This window comes from Rhodococcus sp. WY5, assembly GCF_018588185.1.
Classification (GTDB): Bacteria; Actinomycetota; Actinomycetes; order Mycobacteriales; family Mycobacteriaceae; genus Rhodococcus_F; species Rhodococcus_F qingshengii.
The window spans coordinates 1,483,997-1,499,159 of record NZ_JAAMPR010000001.1; the positions used below are offsets into that span (position 1 = coordinate 1,483,997).

At 61.4% G+C, this 15,163-nt stretch carries 16 protein-coding genes; 9 read left to right on the forward strand and 7 right to left on the reverse strand.

Translation table 11 applies throughout. The features are described from left to right. Positions 1 to 14: 14 nt before the first annotated feature. Positions 15 to 857 (forward strand): siderophore-interacting protein, encoded by an 843-nt coding sequence (locus G4D79_RS06785; protein WP_099697215.1) that lies wholly within the window; start codon positions 15 to 17, stop codon positions 855 to 857. A gap of 5 nt (positions 858 to 862) precedes the next feature. Here the strand turns inward: G4D79_RS06785 and G4D79_RS06790 are convergent, their stop codons facing one another. From G4D79_RS06790 to G4D79_RS06800, 3 genes are read right to left on the reverse strand one after another with little or no spacing between them, the layout of a single operon-like run. Further along, positions 863 to 2,056 carry a winged helix DNA-binding domain-containing protein gene (locus tag G4D79_RS06790; protein WP_099697214.1) on the reverse strand — a complete coding sequence of 398 codons (1,194 nt, stop codon included), beginning with the start codon at positions 2,054 to 2,056 and terminating at the stop codon, positions 863 to 865. Continuing rightward, positions 2,056 to 2,697, reverse strand: coding sequence for a histidine phosphatase family protein (locus G4D79_RS06795; protein ID WP_099697213.1), 642 nt, complete (start codon positions 2,695 to 2,697; stop codon positions 2,056 to 2,058). Before G4D79_RS06795 ends, G4D79_RS06790 begins: the two co-directional genes overlap by 1 nt. A 14-nt stretch (positions 2,698 to 2,711) precedes the next feature. Then, complete coding sequence (locus G4D79_RS06800; RefSeq protein WP_099697212.1) at positions 2,712 to 4,118, reverse strand: FAD-binding oxidoreductase; 1,407 nt, start codon at positions 4,116 to 4,118, stop codon at positions 2,712 to 2,714. Positions 4,119 to 4,258: 140 nt separating this feature from the next. On the opposite strand from G4D79_RS06800, the gene G4D79_RS06805 reads away from it, so the two are divergent. Then, positions 4,259 to 5,158 carry a LysR family transcriptional regulator gene (locus G4D79_RS06805; protein ID WP_003943243.1) on the forward strand — a complete coding sequence of 300 codons (900 nt, stop codon included), beginning with the start codon at positions 4,259 to 4,261 and terminating at the stop codon, positions 5,156 to 5,158. Between the two features lie 22 nt (positions 5,159 to 5,180). Here G4D79_RS06805 and G4D79_RS06810 read toward each other — a convergent pair whose 3' ends face one another. Continuing rightward, complete coding sequence (locus tag G4D79_RS06810) at positions 5,181 to 6,260, reverse strand: helix-turn-helix domain-containing protein (RefSeq protein WP_235867762.1); 1,080 nt, start codon at positions 6,258 to 6,260, stop codon at positions 5,181 to 5,183. Positions 6,261 to 6,269: 9 nt separating this feature from the next. Beyond that, positions 6,270 to 7,241 (reverse strand): alpha/beta hydrolase, encoded by a 972-nt coding sequence (locus G4D79_RS06815; protein ID WP_007735725.1) that lies wholly within the window; start codon positions 7,239 to 7,241, stop codon positions 6,270 to 6,272. A 93-nt stretch (positions 7,242 to 7,334) separates the two neighbouring features. Between G4D79_RS06815 and G4D79_RS06820 the strand changes: the two genes are divergently transcribed. From G4D79_RS06820 to G4D79_RS06830, 3 genes are all read left to right on the forward strand, one after another. Continuing rightward, the gene (locus G4D79_RS06820; RefSeq protein ID WP_030537406.1) at positions 7,335 to 7,928 is read left to right on the forward strand and encodes a hypothetical protein; all 594 of its coding nucleotides are present in this window, start codon (positions 7,335 to 7,337) and stop codon (positions 7,926 to 7,928) included. A 161-nt stretch (positions 7,929 to 8,089) separates the two neighbouring features. Continuing rightward, entirely contained in the window at positions 8,090 to 8,518 is a 429-nt protein-coding gene (locus tag G4D79_RS06825) for a YciI family protein (RefSeq protein ID WP_007735729.1), read from the forward strand. Positions 8,519 to 8,521: 3 nt separating this feature from the next. Then, positions 8,522 to 9,796 (forward strand): RNA polymerase sigma factor, encoded by a 1,275-nt coding sequence (locus tag G4D79_RS06830; protein ID WP_099697211.1) that lies wholly within the window; start codon positions 8,522 to 8,524, stop codon positions 9,794 to 9,796. Between the two features lie 30 nt (positions 9,797 to 9,826). Here G4D79_RS06830 and G4D79_RS06835 read toward each other — a convergent pair whose 3' ends face one another. Beyond that, positions 9,827 to 10,240, reverse strand: a complete 414-nt coding sequence (locus G4D79_RS06835; RefSeq protein WP_003942828.1) for a hypothetical protein — start codon at positions 10,238 to 10,240, stop codon at positions 9,827 to 9,829. A 154-nt stretch (positions 10,241 to 10,394) separates the two neighbouring features. Between G4D79_RS06835 and G4D79_RS06840 the strand changes: the two genes are divergently transcribed. From G4D79_RS06840 to G4D79_RS06855, 4 genes are all read left to right on the forward strand, one after another. Next, complete coding sequence (locus G4D79_RS06840; protein WP_007735738.1) at positions 10,395 to 10,565, forward strand: hypothetical protein; 171 nt, start codon at positions 10,395 to 10,397, stop codon at positions 10,563 to 10,565. A gap of 58 nt (positions 10,566 to 10,623) precedes the next feature. Further along, positions 10,624 to 11,316 carry a TetR/AcrR family transcriptional regulator gene (locus G4D79_RS06845; protein WP_007735740.1) on the forward strand — a complete coding sequence of 231 codons (693 nt, stop codon included), beginning with the start codon at positions 10,624 to 10,626 and terminating at the stop codon, positions 11,314 to 11,316. Between the two features lie 145 nt (positions 11,317 to 11,461). After that, the gene (locus tag G4D79_RS06850) at positions 11,462 to 12,895 is read left to right on the forward strand and encodes a lipase family protein (protein ID WP_099697210.1); all 1,434 of its coding nucleotides are present in this window, start codon (positions 11,462 to 11,464) and stop codon (positions 12,893 to 12,895) included. A 139-nt stretch (positions 12,896 to 13,034) separates the two neighbouring features. Continuing rightward, on the forward strand, positions 13,035 to 13,733 hold the full coding sequence (locus G4D79_RS06855) for a type 1 glutamine amidotransferase domain-containing protein (RefSeq protein ID WP_047272333.1): 699 nt from the start codon (positions 13,035 to 13,037) through the stop codon (positions 13,731 to 13,733). A gap of 81 nt (positions 13,734 to 13,814) precedes the next feature. On the opposite strand, the gene G4D79_RS06860 is transcribed toward G4D79_RS06855, so the two are convergent. Continuing rightward, positions 13,815 to 15,113: an HNH endonuclease signature motif containing protein gene (locus G4D79_RS06860; RefSeq protein ID WP_099697209.1), complete on the reverse strand. Its 1,299-nt coding sequence runs from the start codon at positions 15,111 to 15,113 to the stop codon at positions 13,815 to 13,817. Between the last annotated feature and the right edge of the window lie 50 nt (positions 15,114 to 15,163).

A 15,163-nucleotide genomic window follows, 5' to 3' on the forward strand; every position in this document is an offset into this window, starting at 1 on the left:
ATCAGGAGATATCAATGACTACCGCATCTCGACCTGAAGAAACTGAAACGTCTGCGTCGGCAAAGGCGCCACGCGGAGAAGACCACGACCGCGGTCTCAACGACGTGGTTGCCGTCGTCGAACGCGTCGAACGGCCGACCGAGAGCATCTTGCGCATCGCCGTCCAGTTGACTTCGTCGGCGGACGACCCGAATTGGTTGCGGCCCAACGTCGCATTTCGCATCCAGCTCGGTCCGCAGTACGGCGACGTCTCTCGTGTCTACACGGTGCGCACCTTCGATGCGTCGAGCGGTTCGATGACCTTCGACGTAGTGCTGCACGGCCACACCAGCCCGATGATGAGGTGGGCCGCCGACCTGCGTGTGGGTGACACGTTCTCACTCACCGGTCCTCGCCCGCACTTCCTCGTTCCCGAGATCGCCGGGCGCCGCGTCGCACTGTTCGCCGACGACACCGCGATACCTGCCCTCTATTCGATTCTGCTTCAGTGGCCCGAGGGACTGACCGGCGTCGGCTGGGTCGCCACCGGTGACGCCGAGGCTTTCGCGGAACTACCCGTGATCCCCGGCCTCGAGCTGCACCATGTCGAAGATGGCCTCGCCGAGTACGCCGTCGAACTCGAAAACCCAGGAGACTACGCGGTGTGGGGTGCCGGGGAACGGGACGAGATGCGAGCCATTCGAGCGCATTTCCGCAAGACAGTCGGCCTGGCGAAGGACGATGTAGTTGTCTTCGGGTACTGGAAGCGAGGGGTCAGCACTACCGAGATAGATCAGAACCGACTTCGGAACTACACGAGCATCCTCGAAAACGGCGGCACGCTCGCAGACATCGACGATCTGGCAATCGGTATCTGACGCTATCACCGGGAACTAGTGCCGGCGGGAGGTTCGGGAACGTCGTGCCTCATCGCCTGTGAGACGTACCCCGTGCCGATTCTGACGCCGCCCAGCCACTCGGTGAGGCGCGCCGCCTCGGCATCGAGAGAACGTCGCGCAGACGCTGACACGGTCTCGAGCAATCGGACGTGCACCACACCGGTTTCGTCTTGGATCCAGCACCCTACGACGCGACCGTCGACCCAAGCGGTGGTGCCGGCATTACCGCGGGTGTCGAAGAGTTGGTTGCGGTGCGGGCCGAGGTAGAAGTCACGGTTCTTCCACCCCATGATTGTCGGGTCGAGCACCGGTAGGAGTGCCACCCAAGGACCTGGATCAGGCACCGTGGCGACGTCATCCGGTAGCAACCAGCCGGTGTCGCCTCCGTCGAGTGAGACTGCAACGGCGTCGAGTTCGGCGAGGGCGGCCCGGACGACCGTCTTCGTCGAGCCCAGCCACCAGACGATGTCGTCTTCCGTGCCCGGTCCGAAGGTGTAGAGCCAACGGCGGACTATTTCTCGATAGCCGTCTGCAGATTCGAGATCGACGGGGGCGTCGTCGAGCCAGTGTCGAGTGAGAGTCCACAGTGGGCGTGAGACGGGGAAGCGGGCGGTGTTGGTGCCGCGCATGATGTCTGCGGTCGCCCCGAGATGCGTGAGAACCCTGGGTGCCGACCAGATTTCACCTGCCGAACCCTCGACCTTGACGTCTATCATCGGCACGGCCTGACGAATCTCTACCGCTGAAAGCCCTTCAGGCCTATCGGTGAGCAACTTCAGCACTTCCGTCCGTGCGCGATCGAGCCAGTCGTTGCCGTCGACGGCGAGTCCGGCTTTGACGACATCCTTGGCCATTCGTGCCCGCTCGGTGTTCGCGACGCGGGCGGACGCACTCGACCACGCGGCCGGCAGCAAGTCGCGGGGAAAGGTGAAGAGTGTGCGGCGCATTGCCAATTGCTTCACGAGACTGCGTTGGTCGTACAGGGCGCGGTCGACGTCGGCGGCGTCCACGGACCGAACCCTCGCCCAGCAAGACAGATAGACCGTCGCTGACTCGGTGGCGTGCAGTACCGTCATCGCCCGCGTGGCAGCTTCCGGCGAATCGACGTGGAACATTGGCTCCAGCGCATGACGTACTCCTATGCGAGCACGGCGTTCGTCGTCGGAGACATGGCGCATCAGGCCATCGTGCCACAGTCCAGGTGCGTCGTATCAGCTAGTTGCGCGAGGGTTCGGTTGCGCCAGTAGTCGTCGTGTCGGAGATGTGTGATTGCGCCCGGGGTGGTCGCGAAGGTCGCAAATCCTGCGGCGTCGACGGGAATCTGTAGCCAGGCGGAGACGACGAATGTGTGTGCAAAGCCGTGGGTTACGACGATGTGATCGTGATCGAGATCGTCCATCAGTTCGCGCATGCATTCGTGAACCCTTGCTGCGATGTCGCGGCGGGTCTCGGCACCGGCAACGGGGCCACGGTGATCGAGGCGGTTGTTGTCAGGGGCCGGGACCTGCCGCTGGGCCAGCCACGAGTTCGGGCGTCCTTCGGCTTCGCCGAAGCTGATTTCGCGCAATCGAGTGTCTGTTGTCGCCGGAGCATCGAGTGTCCGGGCGATGATCGTGGATGTCTCGGTGCACCGTTCGAGGTCGGACGAGGTGATGCGGACCGCGCGCGAAGTTCCGGTGCGTCGTCGTTTCAGTGCTTCGGCGATCAAACCTGCATCGCGCCGACCAGCGGGGGTGAGAACCGAATTGTGCCAACCGCCGACTACGTCCTGCGCTGTGTGTTCGGCATGAGGATGAGTGACGACGTAAAGATCCTGCATGAGACCCCTTTTGCTTACCCGACTTTTTCCGGCAACAGTATTCCAGGATTGAGGATTCCACGGGGATCCCAGGACGATTTGATCAACTGCATTGCGGCGATGTCGGTTTCAGTGCGCCCCAGCGATATCCACGGCGACTTCGCGCGGCCTATCCCGTGCTCGGCGCTGATGCTTCCATGGTGGGCGGCGACGAGTCGGAACACCATATCGGTCAGTTCGTGTGCGACCCTCGGCTCGGCATCCAGAAGGTTCACATGAATGTTTCCGTCGGCGAAGTGCCCGAACAGGATTGGCCGCACGAGGGGGAATCGTTGTGCCAGGCTTTCTCGGAGGTTGTCGATGAACATTCCCATCACGGACAAGGGGACGGAGATGTCGAGCTTGACTACCGGCGTCGTCGACGACGCGCTGATGCTTTCGGTATGGCTTTCCCGCAGAGTCCACAGTTTTCGAGCCGGCCCAGGCTCGACCGTCGCGTCCTCGATGAGGTCGGCAGAGTCGGAGAGTACTTCGAGGAGCGACTCTTCCGTTTCGCGCGGTGATGACACCTCGATGAGTGTGTACATCGGTGAAGGGGTGCCGAACGGGCGACGGGCATCGGTGTGTGCGCAGACGAGGGAGATGCCGTCGTCGGTCATGATCTCGGCGGCTTCGACGGTCAATCCGCTCTGACGCACGCGATTACACAAAAGTAGCGCTTGATCGACGTCGCGTACACCCGCGAGCACGACCTGGGTGTCGGTCGCCGGGGTGACCAGCTTCATCAGGACCTTGGTGATGACTGCGAGCGTTCCCTCGCTGCCGGCAAGAAGTCCTGGAATATCGTATCCGACATTGTCTTTGACGAGTGGAGTCCATCTACTCAGTACCGAACCGTCCGCGAGCACGGCTTCGATACCGAGTATCTGTGCGCGTGTATTTCCGTATCGGACCATGCGCGTCCCACCGGCGTTGGTTGCGACTATGCCGCCGAGTGTCGCGGATTCCTTTGATGCCAAATCGATTCCGAAGCGGAGACCGTGTGCCGATGCCGCCAGGTCGGCGCGAGCAACGGTCACGCCGGCGCCGGCTGCGATTGTCCGACCGATGGGGTCGACGGCTTCGATCGTCTCCAGACGTCTGGTACTCAGCACCACGGACCCAGCCGAGGCGATCCCACCACCGACCAGTCCGGTGTTGCCGCCTTGCGGTGTGACGGGAACCCCCGCGTCGAAGCATGCTCGAAGAACCGCAGACACTTCGGAAGTGTTGCCGGGGCGGATGACCGCGATCGCGTCGCCGATCCAACGTCCCGTCCAGTCACGTGTGTAGCCCTCGATCAGTTCGGGATCGGTAAGGACATGCGTGTGGCCGACGATCTCTGCGAGGGCGTCGAGAAGCCTCGCGTCTGTTGCAGGTTCAGTGAGTGCTCGGGGGTTCATGTGCAACCTTGTGATCGTTCGGGTGACAATTTTCGGGAGACAGACGGTGGATCAACGTGAACTCGATCCTCCGACCTCAGGTGATGCCGTGTCCAAGACCAAGTAGTGACACCACCATCTGTTTTTCTTATAATCGCCGTATGAACCTGCAGCGTGCCCGTTATCTGATCGCTCTGTCGGATCATGGGAGCTTCACTCGAGCCGCTGCGAACGTCCACGTCGCGCAATCGGCCCTCAGTCAACAGATCAAGGTTCTCGAGCGCGAACTCGGAGTTCCGCTGGTGGATCGTCGGGGTCCGCAGTTCACCTTCACGGAAGCCGGCAAGGTGGCGGTACGAGAGGCGCGCTTTTTGATCGGGTGTGCGGACCGGGCTGTCGAACGAATTCGGTTGGCCGCGCGCGGTGTGGACGGAGAACTGCGCATCGCGTACACCCGTTCGTGGGCGGGCGGCGCAGTCGCGGATCTGGTCAGCACCTATCGAAGGCTCTACCCGGGCGTCGAAGTTGTCGTTCATCGTGGCACTTCGGCGCAGACTGTCGACCTCGTCCGAACCGGAGCCGTCGACATCGCGGTTGTTCGCCCGCCGCTCGATGAAGACGATCGAGAACTTCCCCTGATCGTCCTCGACACCGAACCTATCCTGGTCGCTGTTCCCGTGGATCATCCGTTCGGAGATCGAGCGACGCTCGAACTCGGAGATCTGGTGGATGTCCCCGTTGTGTTCTGGCCGGAGGCCAACGCCCCGGGGATGTATTTGCGTACGCTCGAACAACTTTGGCCAAACGGGGCGCCCAGCATCGTTCGATTCGAGGCCGACGACGAGCAGGTGCTGCATGCCGTCTCGGACGGGGTGGGTATTGCGCCGATCCCCCAGGGCAGAGCGCGGATGCTCCGCATCCCGGGTGTCCATCTATGTGAGATCGCCGGTGAGCAACCAACTCTCGACGTGGCAGTGACCTACCGGCCGGATAATCCGAATCCGGCGCTTGCGCCGTTTGTTGCGCTCGCTGAACGCGAAAGATCTTCAACCACTGCGTAGTACCTGTGATGCGCGGTGGGTCCTATCCGCCATCGAGGACCAGCATCATGGCCGTTGCGCGTGCTCGGTTCTCGATGGAATCGACGTGGAATCCGACGTGCTGGGACAGTTTCGCCAATCGGTGCGCGACGCTGCTGTGGTGAAGATGCATGGAATCTGCTGCGGCCCTCAAGGTTCCGGACTGCAGGTATGACCTCAAGGTTTCGAGTAGTTCTAACCCCTGTTTGGTGTCGCCGATCTCTTCGGCACGAACCAGATCCGGTATTCGCGAGTGATCGATGTGTGGTCCCGGCGCCAGGAGGTTGAGGGCGCCGAGATCGTCGGCGTTCACGATCGGTGTTGTTGCCGACGCCTGTGCGCGAGCGAATCGTGCAGTGCTCAGTATTGTGCTCACTTCGGAAGCGGGAGCAGTCAAAGATATTCCGGCGCGAATGAATGACGACAGCGCGGCCTCGGACAGCTCGGGTGTCGCCGCGAACGAACCCGTCACGAGATTCAGATACTCGCCGTCAGCGTCTATCCCAGTGGCTTTGCCAGGTTTGTAATCTGGCGAAATGACAAGGTGTGCAGTACCTTCGGCCGTGCCTGAGACTGCCTTGGTTGCCATTACACGGACTGGGGTATGGGGTTCGATACCGAGACCGGCGCAGGAGGTGAGCACCGCGAGTTCATCCATCGGGAACAACAGATTTCGAGTGTGCTCGGCTTCGGTAGGCAGGCGTCGCGGTTGCAGAATTATCGCTGCGGTCAGGGCCATCCGGTCGACGAGCATTTCGTCGAGTGGCAAGCTGGCCCCGGGTCGTTCGATCCATACCGTTCCGAGAACCTCGTCGTCTACGGCAATGTTTCTGGTCATGCTCGGTGGGAGCTGAGGATCGGGTGACCAGCGGCCGCGCGGATCGCAACGGCGCAAATTCTTCTTGCTTCTGCCGCGCTCGACGATCTCGATACCCACGACGCAGTCCGCCAACTGCGCGCTCGCACGAAGCAAAGACGCGGTGTCGGAGCCGTGCCGCACGAGGGCGTCGAAGTAATCGATGACACGTACCAGGCCTGCCGAGTCTGCATCGAGCTCGGCAAGCCGGTACATCAGTCCCTGCATCTCGCAACGCTACGAGACCGGCGAGAGCGAACGCAACCCTCTCCTGAGCGCAGTGAGGGCTTCGGCGGCACCTCTTTCGCTGACCGCGGCGGTCGCGACCAGTGCCGACCCGTGAAAGGTTCCGGGGAAGGAGTGCAATTCGACGCTGACTCCCGCTTGCAGCAGCCGAAGGGCGTATTCGATTCCTTCGTCGCGGAGCGGGTCGAGTTCCATGGTGGACAGGTAGGTCGGCGGCAGGCCGGTGAGGTCGGTAGCCCGGGACGGCGCAGCGTAAATGGACACGTCAGGATCTTCGGGACCGGAATACGACTCGCCGAGATAGTACTTCCACGACAGGATGGCGTTAGGGCGGTGCCACAAGGGGGTGTCGACGAAGTTCGTCATCGAGACCGTCGCCAGGCGGTCGTCGAGTTCAGGGATTTCGAGGAATTGGAAGGCCACGGGCACAACGCCCTCGTCACGGGCTTTGAGGACAGTGCCTGCGGCCAGTCCACCGCCTGCGCTCTGCCCTCCCACTGCGATGCGGCGTGGATCGACCCCCAGCTCCTCGGCATGGGCGTGGATGTAGAGGAGTGCGGCGTAGCAGTCGTCGACGGGGCCGGGGAAGGGGGTTTCGGGGGCGAGGCGGTACTCCACGTTCGCAACGGCGAATCCGAGTTCCCGCGCCACCTCGACGCAAAATGGATCGCTGGATTCTGCGGTGCCGATTGCGAATCCGCCGCCATGGATCCAGAGCAGAACGGGGACAGGGCCGGCAGTGTTGTCCGGGGTGAAGAAACGAATCGTGACCTCCGGATCGCCGTCCAGGCCGGGTGCCGACAGTTCACGAAGCGAGACTCCGTCGAATGACAGGTCGGCCAACATGGTGCCGACCAGAGCGTCGTAGGTGGCCCGTGCGTTGGGGAGGTCAGCGAAGTCCACCTTCGGGAGCATGGTGAGTGCCGCGGCGAGTTCGGGGTCGAGAGTCGGGAATGTTGTCATGCACCCATCATCGAGCCTGATTGTGTCCTACGTCACCAGCGGCTTGTAGGAAATCGGAGAGTCTCCCTCCGACACCCGTCGGATCTCCCTAGGATGACGCCGGTGGACAGGGTACATCTCGGGGTGGGTTCGAGCGATTCGAATAGTGGGGCACGGATTGGTGGACGACCTCCGCAGGTTTTCGCTGGTCAGGCGATTCTGCGGTCGCACGAGTACCTTCTGACGCTCGAGGCACACACGGCGCCGTGGCTCGGCGTGCGAGAGCTTTCGATCTTCATCCGTCGAGGTTTCTCCATCGGCGACGACGACCTCGAATACCCGGACATCGGGGTTAGGGCAGTCCTGCACTTGCCGTCGTCACGAAGTGCGGAATCGGCGGGCAGCCATGCGGGCCTTGGCAGCGCGGCGTTGATCAGGATTCCATCGGACGACGAGGTGATGCCGTTGGTGTTGATAGCTCCGCAACCGGTGCTCATTCAGAACGAACCGTCCTACGCCGATGCCGTTGAGGCGGATGGACACAGCTTCCTGTTCCAGATCAACGAAGAGGGGTGGCCGGTGGTTGCCGAGTCCCACCCCGATTTCGTAGAGGAGTACCTATTCGGTTACGGGTCGGTGTATTTCTACGGGAGCTCTGACGCGACCGGGCTCGTTCGCGAAGTTGTACCGGGATTTCTCGACTTCTGACCGGCCCGACGGCCCGTCCGCCGATACCGTGGGCAGCGTATCGCGACCGGCGGTTATGTACTCGGAAAAATTGTTGCGGAAGTTTGTCGATCGGTGAGTGCGCCGTTCGACGTGTAAGCAGAGGGATCGAACAGAGCGGTCCACGAACGAAGGAGATTCTCATGAAGTACATGCTGATCATGCGTTCCACCGATGAGGCCATCGAAGCATCCAAAGACATGGACTTCGACGAGATCATCGCCGCGATGGGGCAGTACAACGAGTCCCTGATCAAGGCAGGTGTCTTGCTGGCCGGTGAGGGACTGGCGATGGAGGAGGGATTCATCGTCGATTTCGAGTCCGATCCTCCGCTGGTCTCCGACGGCCCGTACGGGGAGACGAAGGAGTTGTTCTCGGGATTCTGGATCATTCAGACGTCGACCAAAGACGAAGCCTTGGAATGGGCGAAGCGCTGCCCGCTCGGGCCGGGAAGCAAGCTCGAGGTGCGCCGCGTGAGCGAGATGTCGGACTTCGATCAGGACAACGAGTACATCCAGAAAGAGGCAGGCTGGCGTGAAGAGCTCGGTACCGATCGTCCGGTCGCAGGCTGAACCATGACCGACGAGGCGGTGCGAGAAGAAACGAGAAAGGCTGTCGACGCGGTCTGGCGTATCGAATCCGCGAAGATTGTCGCCACGTTGACTCGCACCGTCGGAGATCTTGATCTCGCCGAGGATCTGGCCGCGCAGGCTCTGCTCGAAGCCGTCGAGCAGTGGCCCGCGACGGGGGTTCCGAGAAACCCCGCTGCCTGGCCGACATCTGTGGCGGCACGACGAGCAATCGACGGGTGGCGACGACGTGAGAGGTTGGACGAGCGCTACGCCCACTTTGCGCGTGAACTCGAGAACGACGCTTCACATTTCGACGACGTCAGCTGGGATCCGGACCGCATCGACGACGATGTCCTTCGCCTGATGTTCATCGCCTGCCATCCCGTGTTGAATCGAAAAGCGCAGGTGGCGTTGACGCTTCGAGTGGTGGGCGGTTTGACCACGGAAGAGATTGCGAAAGCGTTCCTCACGCCGACGGCGACGGTGCAGCAGCGGATAGTCCGCGCGAAGAAGGCGCTGACCGCCTCGAAAGCGGTTTTCGAAGTTCCAGGGCGAGAAGAGTTTTCGAGCAGATTGAGCGCCGTCCTCGGAGTGCTGTACCTGGTGTTCAACGAAGGCTATGCAGCCAGTTCCGGGGACGAGTGGATGCGGGCGGAGCTCAGTGCTGAGGCTCTGCGGCTCGCGCGAATACTCGCCGAATTGGTCCCCAGGGAGTCCGAGGTACACGGCCTTGTCGCTTTGATGGAGCTGACAGCCTCGAGATTCGGCGCTCGGACAACCTCGACCGGTGAGCCCATCCTGCTGGCTGACCAGGATCGGACGAGGTGGGATCGCCTACAGATCTCGCGTGGGCTTGCCGCGCTGGAACGAGCTGACGCCGTCGGGCGTGGACGAGGCCCGTACGGCCTGCAGGCGGCGATTGCCGAATGTCATGCGCGAGCAGCAACTTTCGAAGACACCGATTGGAAGAAGATAGTGATCCTCTACGAGGCTCTGGCGCAACTGGCGCCATCGCCCGTGGTCGACCTCAATCATGCGGCGGCGGTATCCATGGCATACGGTCCTGGCCCTGCGCTCGAATTCGTCGACAAGCTTGTCGCTTCAGGTGAACTGGCCGACTACCACCTGCTTCCCAGCGTTCGGGGGGAGTTGCTCAGTCAGCTCGGCCGATCCGAGGAGGCTAGAACCGAACTCCTCGAAGCGGCTCGGCTGGCCGGGAACGAGCGTGAGCGCGCTGTGCTGGTCGCGAAAGCCGATGCGCTGCTGCCGGATCGGTAGTCACGCGATTGTTAGTCACGCGATTGTTAGTCAGGGCTGAGTCGGATCATCATTCGGCACCATGGGCGGCATCCCGACTCCGTAGGGATCGAGCATGTCCGATACACGTCGACCCCACCGTTCATGCGCGGACTGACGGGTCATTCCCGCTGCGCGGCCGATGGTTGACCATGTTGCGCCGAATCTACGCAGGCTCATGACGCTTGCCGTCGAATCGATACCTGCGGCGAGCTGAATCCGGAAACAGGCCAACTGCCACGCCATCTGACGCTGCGCCGGGATGTCGGTGTCCTGTTCTGCCTCCCACTCAGGGCTGCCAGGTAAAGGATCTGTTCCGACAATCTTGTCTGCCTGAGTGCCGGCCTCGGTGATCGCGGCGTTGACCGTGGTGATCGCGGCGGTCTCGATCTTCGCAGTCAGGGCGCGTTCGATCAGGTCTTCCATGAGAAGTTCTCCTTTCGTCAGGACTAGCCTGACAGGCGCTGTTGAATTCTGTCAAGAATCCCCTGACAGACTTTGAGTTTAATTAATGCACGATTTATTTGTGTACTATCTAAATAGTCTCCGGTTCTGTTGACCGTCGTCGAAGGGGTTGCTGGTGAAAATCGTGGTTTTGTCGTTCCTGGTGGCATTGACTTTGATGACGGTCGGGATCATCGCCGCGCGCAACCGCAGCACTCGACCTGCCGTGACCGGGGCAGTTACTGCGGCGTCAACGGTTCTCGCTGCCGCCTGGACACTTTTTGCCGTGGCCTTCGTATTGGCCTGATCGTGCTGCAGTGCCGATGCGCCGGTAGTGGTGGTGAAGGAACTTCGCAGCAGGTCAGATGCGTTTTGTGTGCGGCGCGATGCCGCATACTCTGGCAGACGTGGCAATCGCTGAAACAGACAGAAATTACGGCGGAAGGTCGGTCGCGGCTCGCAAGGCCGAACGCCGTTCCCTCTTTTTGAATGCTGCTCTCAGCGTGTTTGCAGACCAGGGGTATGCCGGAAGTTCGGTGGCGGATATCTGCGCGTCCGCGAGTCTGGCCAGAAGGCAGTTCTACGACGAGTTCGGTAGTCGCGAGGATCTACTCCTCGCGCTGTACGACCAGATCCAACTCGACGCCAGAATTGCAATGGTCGACGCACTCGATGCAGAGCCTTCGGTCAATCTCCGTGACAAGGCAGCGACGGCCATGGCCGCCTTCGTCGAGTCGGTCGGAAGTGACCCACGACGCGCACACGTTGCCTTCATCGACGTCGTAGGTGTCAGTCCCCGGGTGGAAAAGCATCGTGTGGACCAACGTTCGGTCTGGGCAACATTTTTCGAGTCGATCATCAAAGGGATCGTGGGCGAAGATTACGAACCGCCGGGTGGTTACCGGTGGGCGTCCACCGCCTTCATCGGCGCGCTTACCGCGCTGGTGCACCAGTGGAGCACTGCGGAGCCTCGTCCTCCCGTGTCGGTACTGGTCGATCTGATGACGGTGCTCTTGAATGCGTTGATCGACGACGCGCCCCTTCACGCCGACGAATAGGTCACGAACACCAGGGGATTGTAATCCGGCCCACAATGCTCTACTCTCGTCCTCAATGTGTTAGACACTCGCATCTAACTTGTGTGCTCGTGATGAGAACTGCGGCAACACAAGGCAATCTGTGCTTTTCCGGGGAGGAATTGGTATGGGACGACGCTGGACAACTGACCGACAACGCGGGGGCCTCGCAATTGCCGTGATTGCAGTAATCGGGCAGATCGGACTTTCGGCACCTGCCTCAGCGGCACCGGACGAAGGTGTTCCCGCCCAAATTCAGGTCCAGCCTGCCCTGCCGCCTGCGGTTGCACCGCCTTTGCCTGAACTGGACCAGGCCTTCTATGAACCGCCTGTCGAGGTCGTCGAATCCAAGCAACCGGGTGAGATCATCGCCGCTCGTGCGGTGAATCTCGGTACTCTCAACCTGATTCCGACCAACGTGGATGCGTGGCAGATCTCGTATCGATCCAATAATGCTGCGGGCGAGGCGATTCCTGCTGTCACCACAGTGATCAAGCCGCGTGGCGACACTCGCGATGGAGGCCCGCGCCCGCTGCTGTCCTTTCAGATGGCAGAGGATTCACTCGGAAACTACTGCGCACCTTCGTATGTCATGCAGCAAGGCGCGTTGCCGTGGCTGGTGACGGGCGCTGCGACCGGTGGGGCTCAATTCCTCGAAGTGCAGGCGGCACTGGCGCAGGGTTGGGCATTGTCGGTGCCCGATCATCAGGGACCCAATTCTTCCTTCGCCTCCGGCCCCGTCGCGGCCCGGATCACGCTCGACGGTATCCGTGCTGCTGAGAACTTCGAACCCATGGAGCTACAAGGGCGGTCAACTCGCGTAGGGCTGCTCGGCTACTCGGGTGGATCGATTCCTACCGGTCACGCAGCTGAAATACGGCAGGCGTACGCGCCGGAACTGAATATCGTCGGAGTCGCCGAAGGTGGTGTTGCCGCGGATCTCGGCGCTTTGCTCGACAATGCCAACAACGCTCTCGGGGCCGGGATCGTCGCTGCCGGTGTAGTCGGAGTGAGCCGAGAAGATCCTGAACTTGCAGGCTTCATCGATCAGCACATAAACCCTGCCGGCCGAGCGCTTTTCGCTGCCAAGGACAACCTGTGCATGCTCTGGACGTCAGCTGCAGTGCCCTTCCTCAACATCAAGGGCTTCCTCGATGTCCCGGGAGATCCCGTCCAACACCCCACGGTGAGAGCTGCGCTCTCCCGAGCTGCCATGGGTAAGTCGGTTCCTGACGTGCCGATGTACATTTATCAGTCGAATCCCGACTGGTTGGTGCCTGTTGGCCCGGTGAACAAACTTGTCGATACCTATTGCCAAGATCCTTCTGCGAGTGTCGTTTACACCAGAGACCACTTTAGTGAGCATGTCAGCATGGAAGTCGTCGCTTTGCCGAGTGCTCTACTGTGGCTTCGTGATCGGTTCGCTGGTGTGCCTGCTCGGCAGGGATGCAGCACCTTCGACGCTGGATCCATGGCGCTTGATCAGAGGACCTGGCCAGTCTGGGTGGATGCGGTCGGTGAACTCGTCGCAGGCCTGTTCGGCAAACCGATCGGGACCTGACGGGTGACGTGATTCTGCGGTGGTGAGGAATTCTCACAAGGGCAGCGTGTTGCACTGACTGGACGTTATTTCATTGATCGGGCCTTGAAGATGGTGTCTTGTCACCAATGGGTTCCTGTTACCGACGAAAGGTTGCGCGATGACAAAGCTGTTGTTTGCGGTCACTTCTGCAGATCACTGGACGCTGAAGGACGGAACACCCCACCCGACCGGGTACTGGGCGGAAGAACTGGTCGAGGCGCATCGCGTTTTCGTCGACGCCGGCTACGACATCGTGATCGCGACGCCTGGCGGTAAAGCTCCCGTTGTGGACGAGGGAAGCCTGGCGCCCGAGGTGAACGGTGGGCAAGAAGGCGCCGACCGTATGCGCAAGTACATCGCCGATCTGCAGCCGGTGCTCGATTCGCCGGAGATTTTGGAGAACGCCGATGCTGCCGATTACGACGTGGTCTTCGTACCGGGTGGACATGGACCGATGGAGGATCTTGCGGTGTCGGCATCCTTCGGTGAGCTTCTCGTGAACTTCTTGGACGCGGACAAGGTGGTCTCGGCGGTCTGTCACGCGCCGGCGGCACTCCTGCCGGCCCAGAGACCCGATGGAAGCTGGCTGTTCGACGGCTATCAGCTGACCGCGTTCACCAACGAAGAGGAGACGCAGGCTGGTCTGGCGGACAAGGCTCCGTGGCTGCTCGAAACTCGCCTACGCGAATTGGGCGGCAAATTCTCGAAGGCTGAGGCGTGGTCGCCTTATGTCGTGGTGGACCGCAAGCTCTACACCGGTCAGAATCCGGCGTCGTCACGGCCTCTCGCCGAGCGGATTGTCGCCGACTTGGGCTGAGCATGTCTTTTGGCGCCGCATCGAGGTCTCCTCGATGCGGCGCTGGTCCGTGTTCTGTTGTCGCCAAAGAGGTTTGACCTCTCAGGTTTTGAAGATGGTGTTCGCCGGCCTGGGTTGCTGTCCGGGGTCGATCGAGGGTGGCGGGATGAACCACGGTTTGTTGTCGACACCGATCCGAATCGCCCACTTCCCGACGAACCCTGATTTCCGGTGCATCAACCGGTGGTGCGAACGGCACAGCAGGACCAGGTTGTTCATCACCGTCGGGCCGCCGTTGGCCCAGTGCCGGATATGGTGCGCATCGGTCCACGCCGGTACACATGTGCAACCCGGGAACGCACAGCCTCTGTCTCGGGCAATCAACGCAGTCCGTTGTTCGGCGGTGACCAACCTCTTCCCTGGTTTCGCATCGAGCGGCGCCCCGTGACCGTCGAGCAGAACGGTCGACAGGAAACAGTCGCAGCCGAGAAGCCTGCTCTGCGACACCGACAGTGGTCCGAGCCACGGCATGTGCCCGACATCAAGATCAGACGGAGACTCTTCACCATCGGAGGGCGCGGCGGCGCAATCCCGATGCTCAGCGAGATCACGCGCGTTGATGTGCACGTTCACGTGCGGGCGCTGGCCACCATCGGTTCCGGTCTTGGCACAGTCCAGATAGCGGCGGATCAGTTCGCTGAACCCGTCCGCCGTGCGTTTCGCCGCCGACCTAGAATCCGGGGTTCCATCCGGTGCCGGGGTCGGCATCGTCAGATTCGACAACGCCGACAGCAACATTTCCCCGGTGAGGGCGTCGAAATCCCCGCGCACCACCACTCGACCATTCAATGTCGACGCGATCCGCAGCTCATTCCGGTCGACGTCTTCGGCGGGTGGAATCTCATCGGACTCGAACAACCGCTCCAAGGTCGCGATCACGTTCCGCACCTTCGTGGTCGTCGCTTCCACCCCCGACGCAGCAGCCAACAACAGATCGATGCACTTCGGTAGTGCTTCCTCCGGCATGCCTTTCGGTGGTGATTCGCAGAACGCCACGATCAACACGGCATGATCGAACGAGCAATCCCCATCATCGAAGCCTGCCGCCACCGCCGGAAACGGCCGCAAAGCTGCACCCAGGGCGGCGATCTTCTTCCCGTCCCGAACCTGCAGCATCGTGTTGGCCGCCAACCACGAACCGACCCCGCGGCTGGCGATCACCTGATCATCCGGGCGCATCGAGAGTTCGTCGACCACTGCCACCCGCACAGCCTCGAGACGAAGAATCTCCGCGCTCGCCGACACCGCAGCCGCACGTAACTCAGCAGCCGACAACTGCCACAGACGTCCACGTAACCCCACCGCAGAACCCGAAACCACGTCCGACAACAAGACACTCATTGAATCCCCCGATCCCCTCCCCAAATCATACTCGAACACGCGTTCGAGTC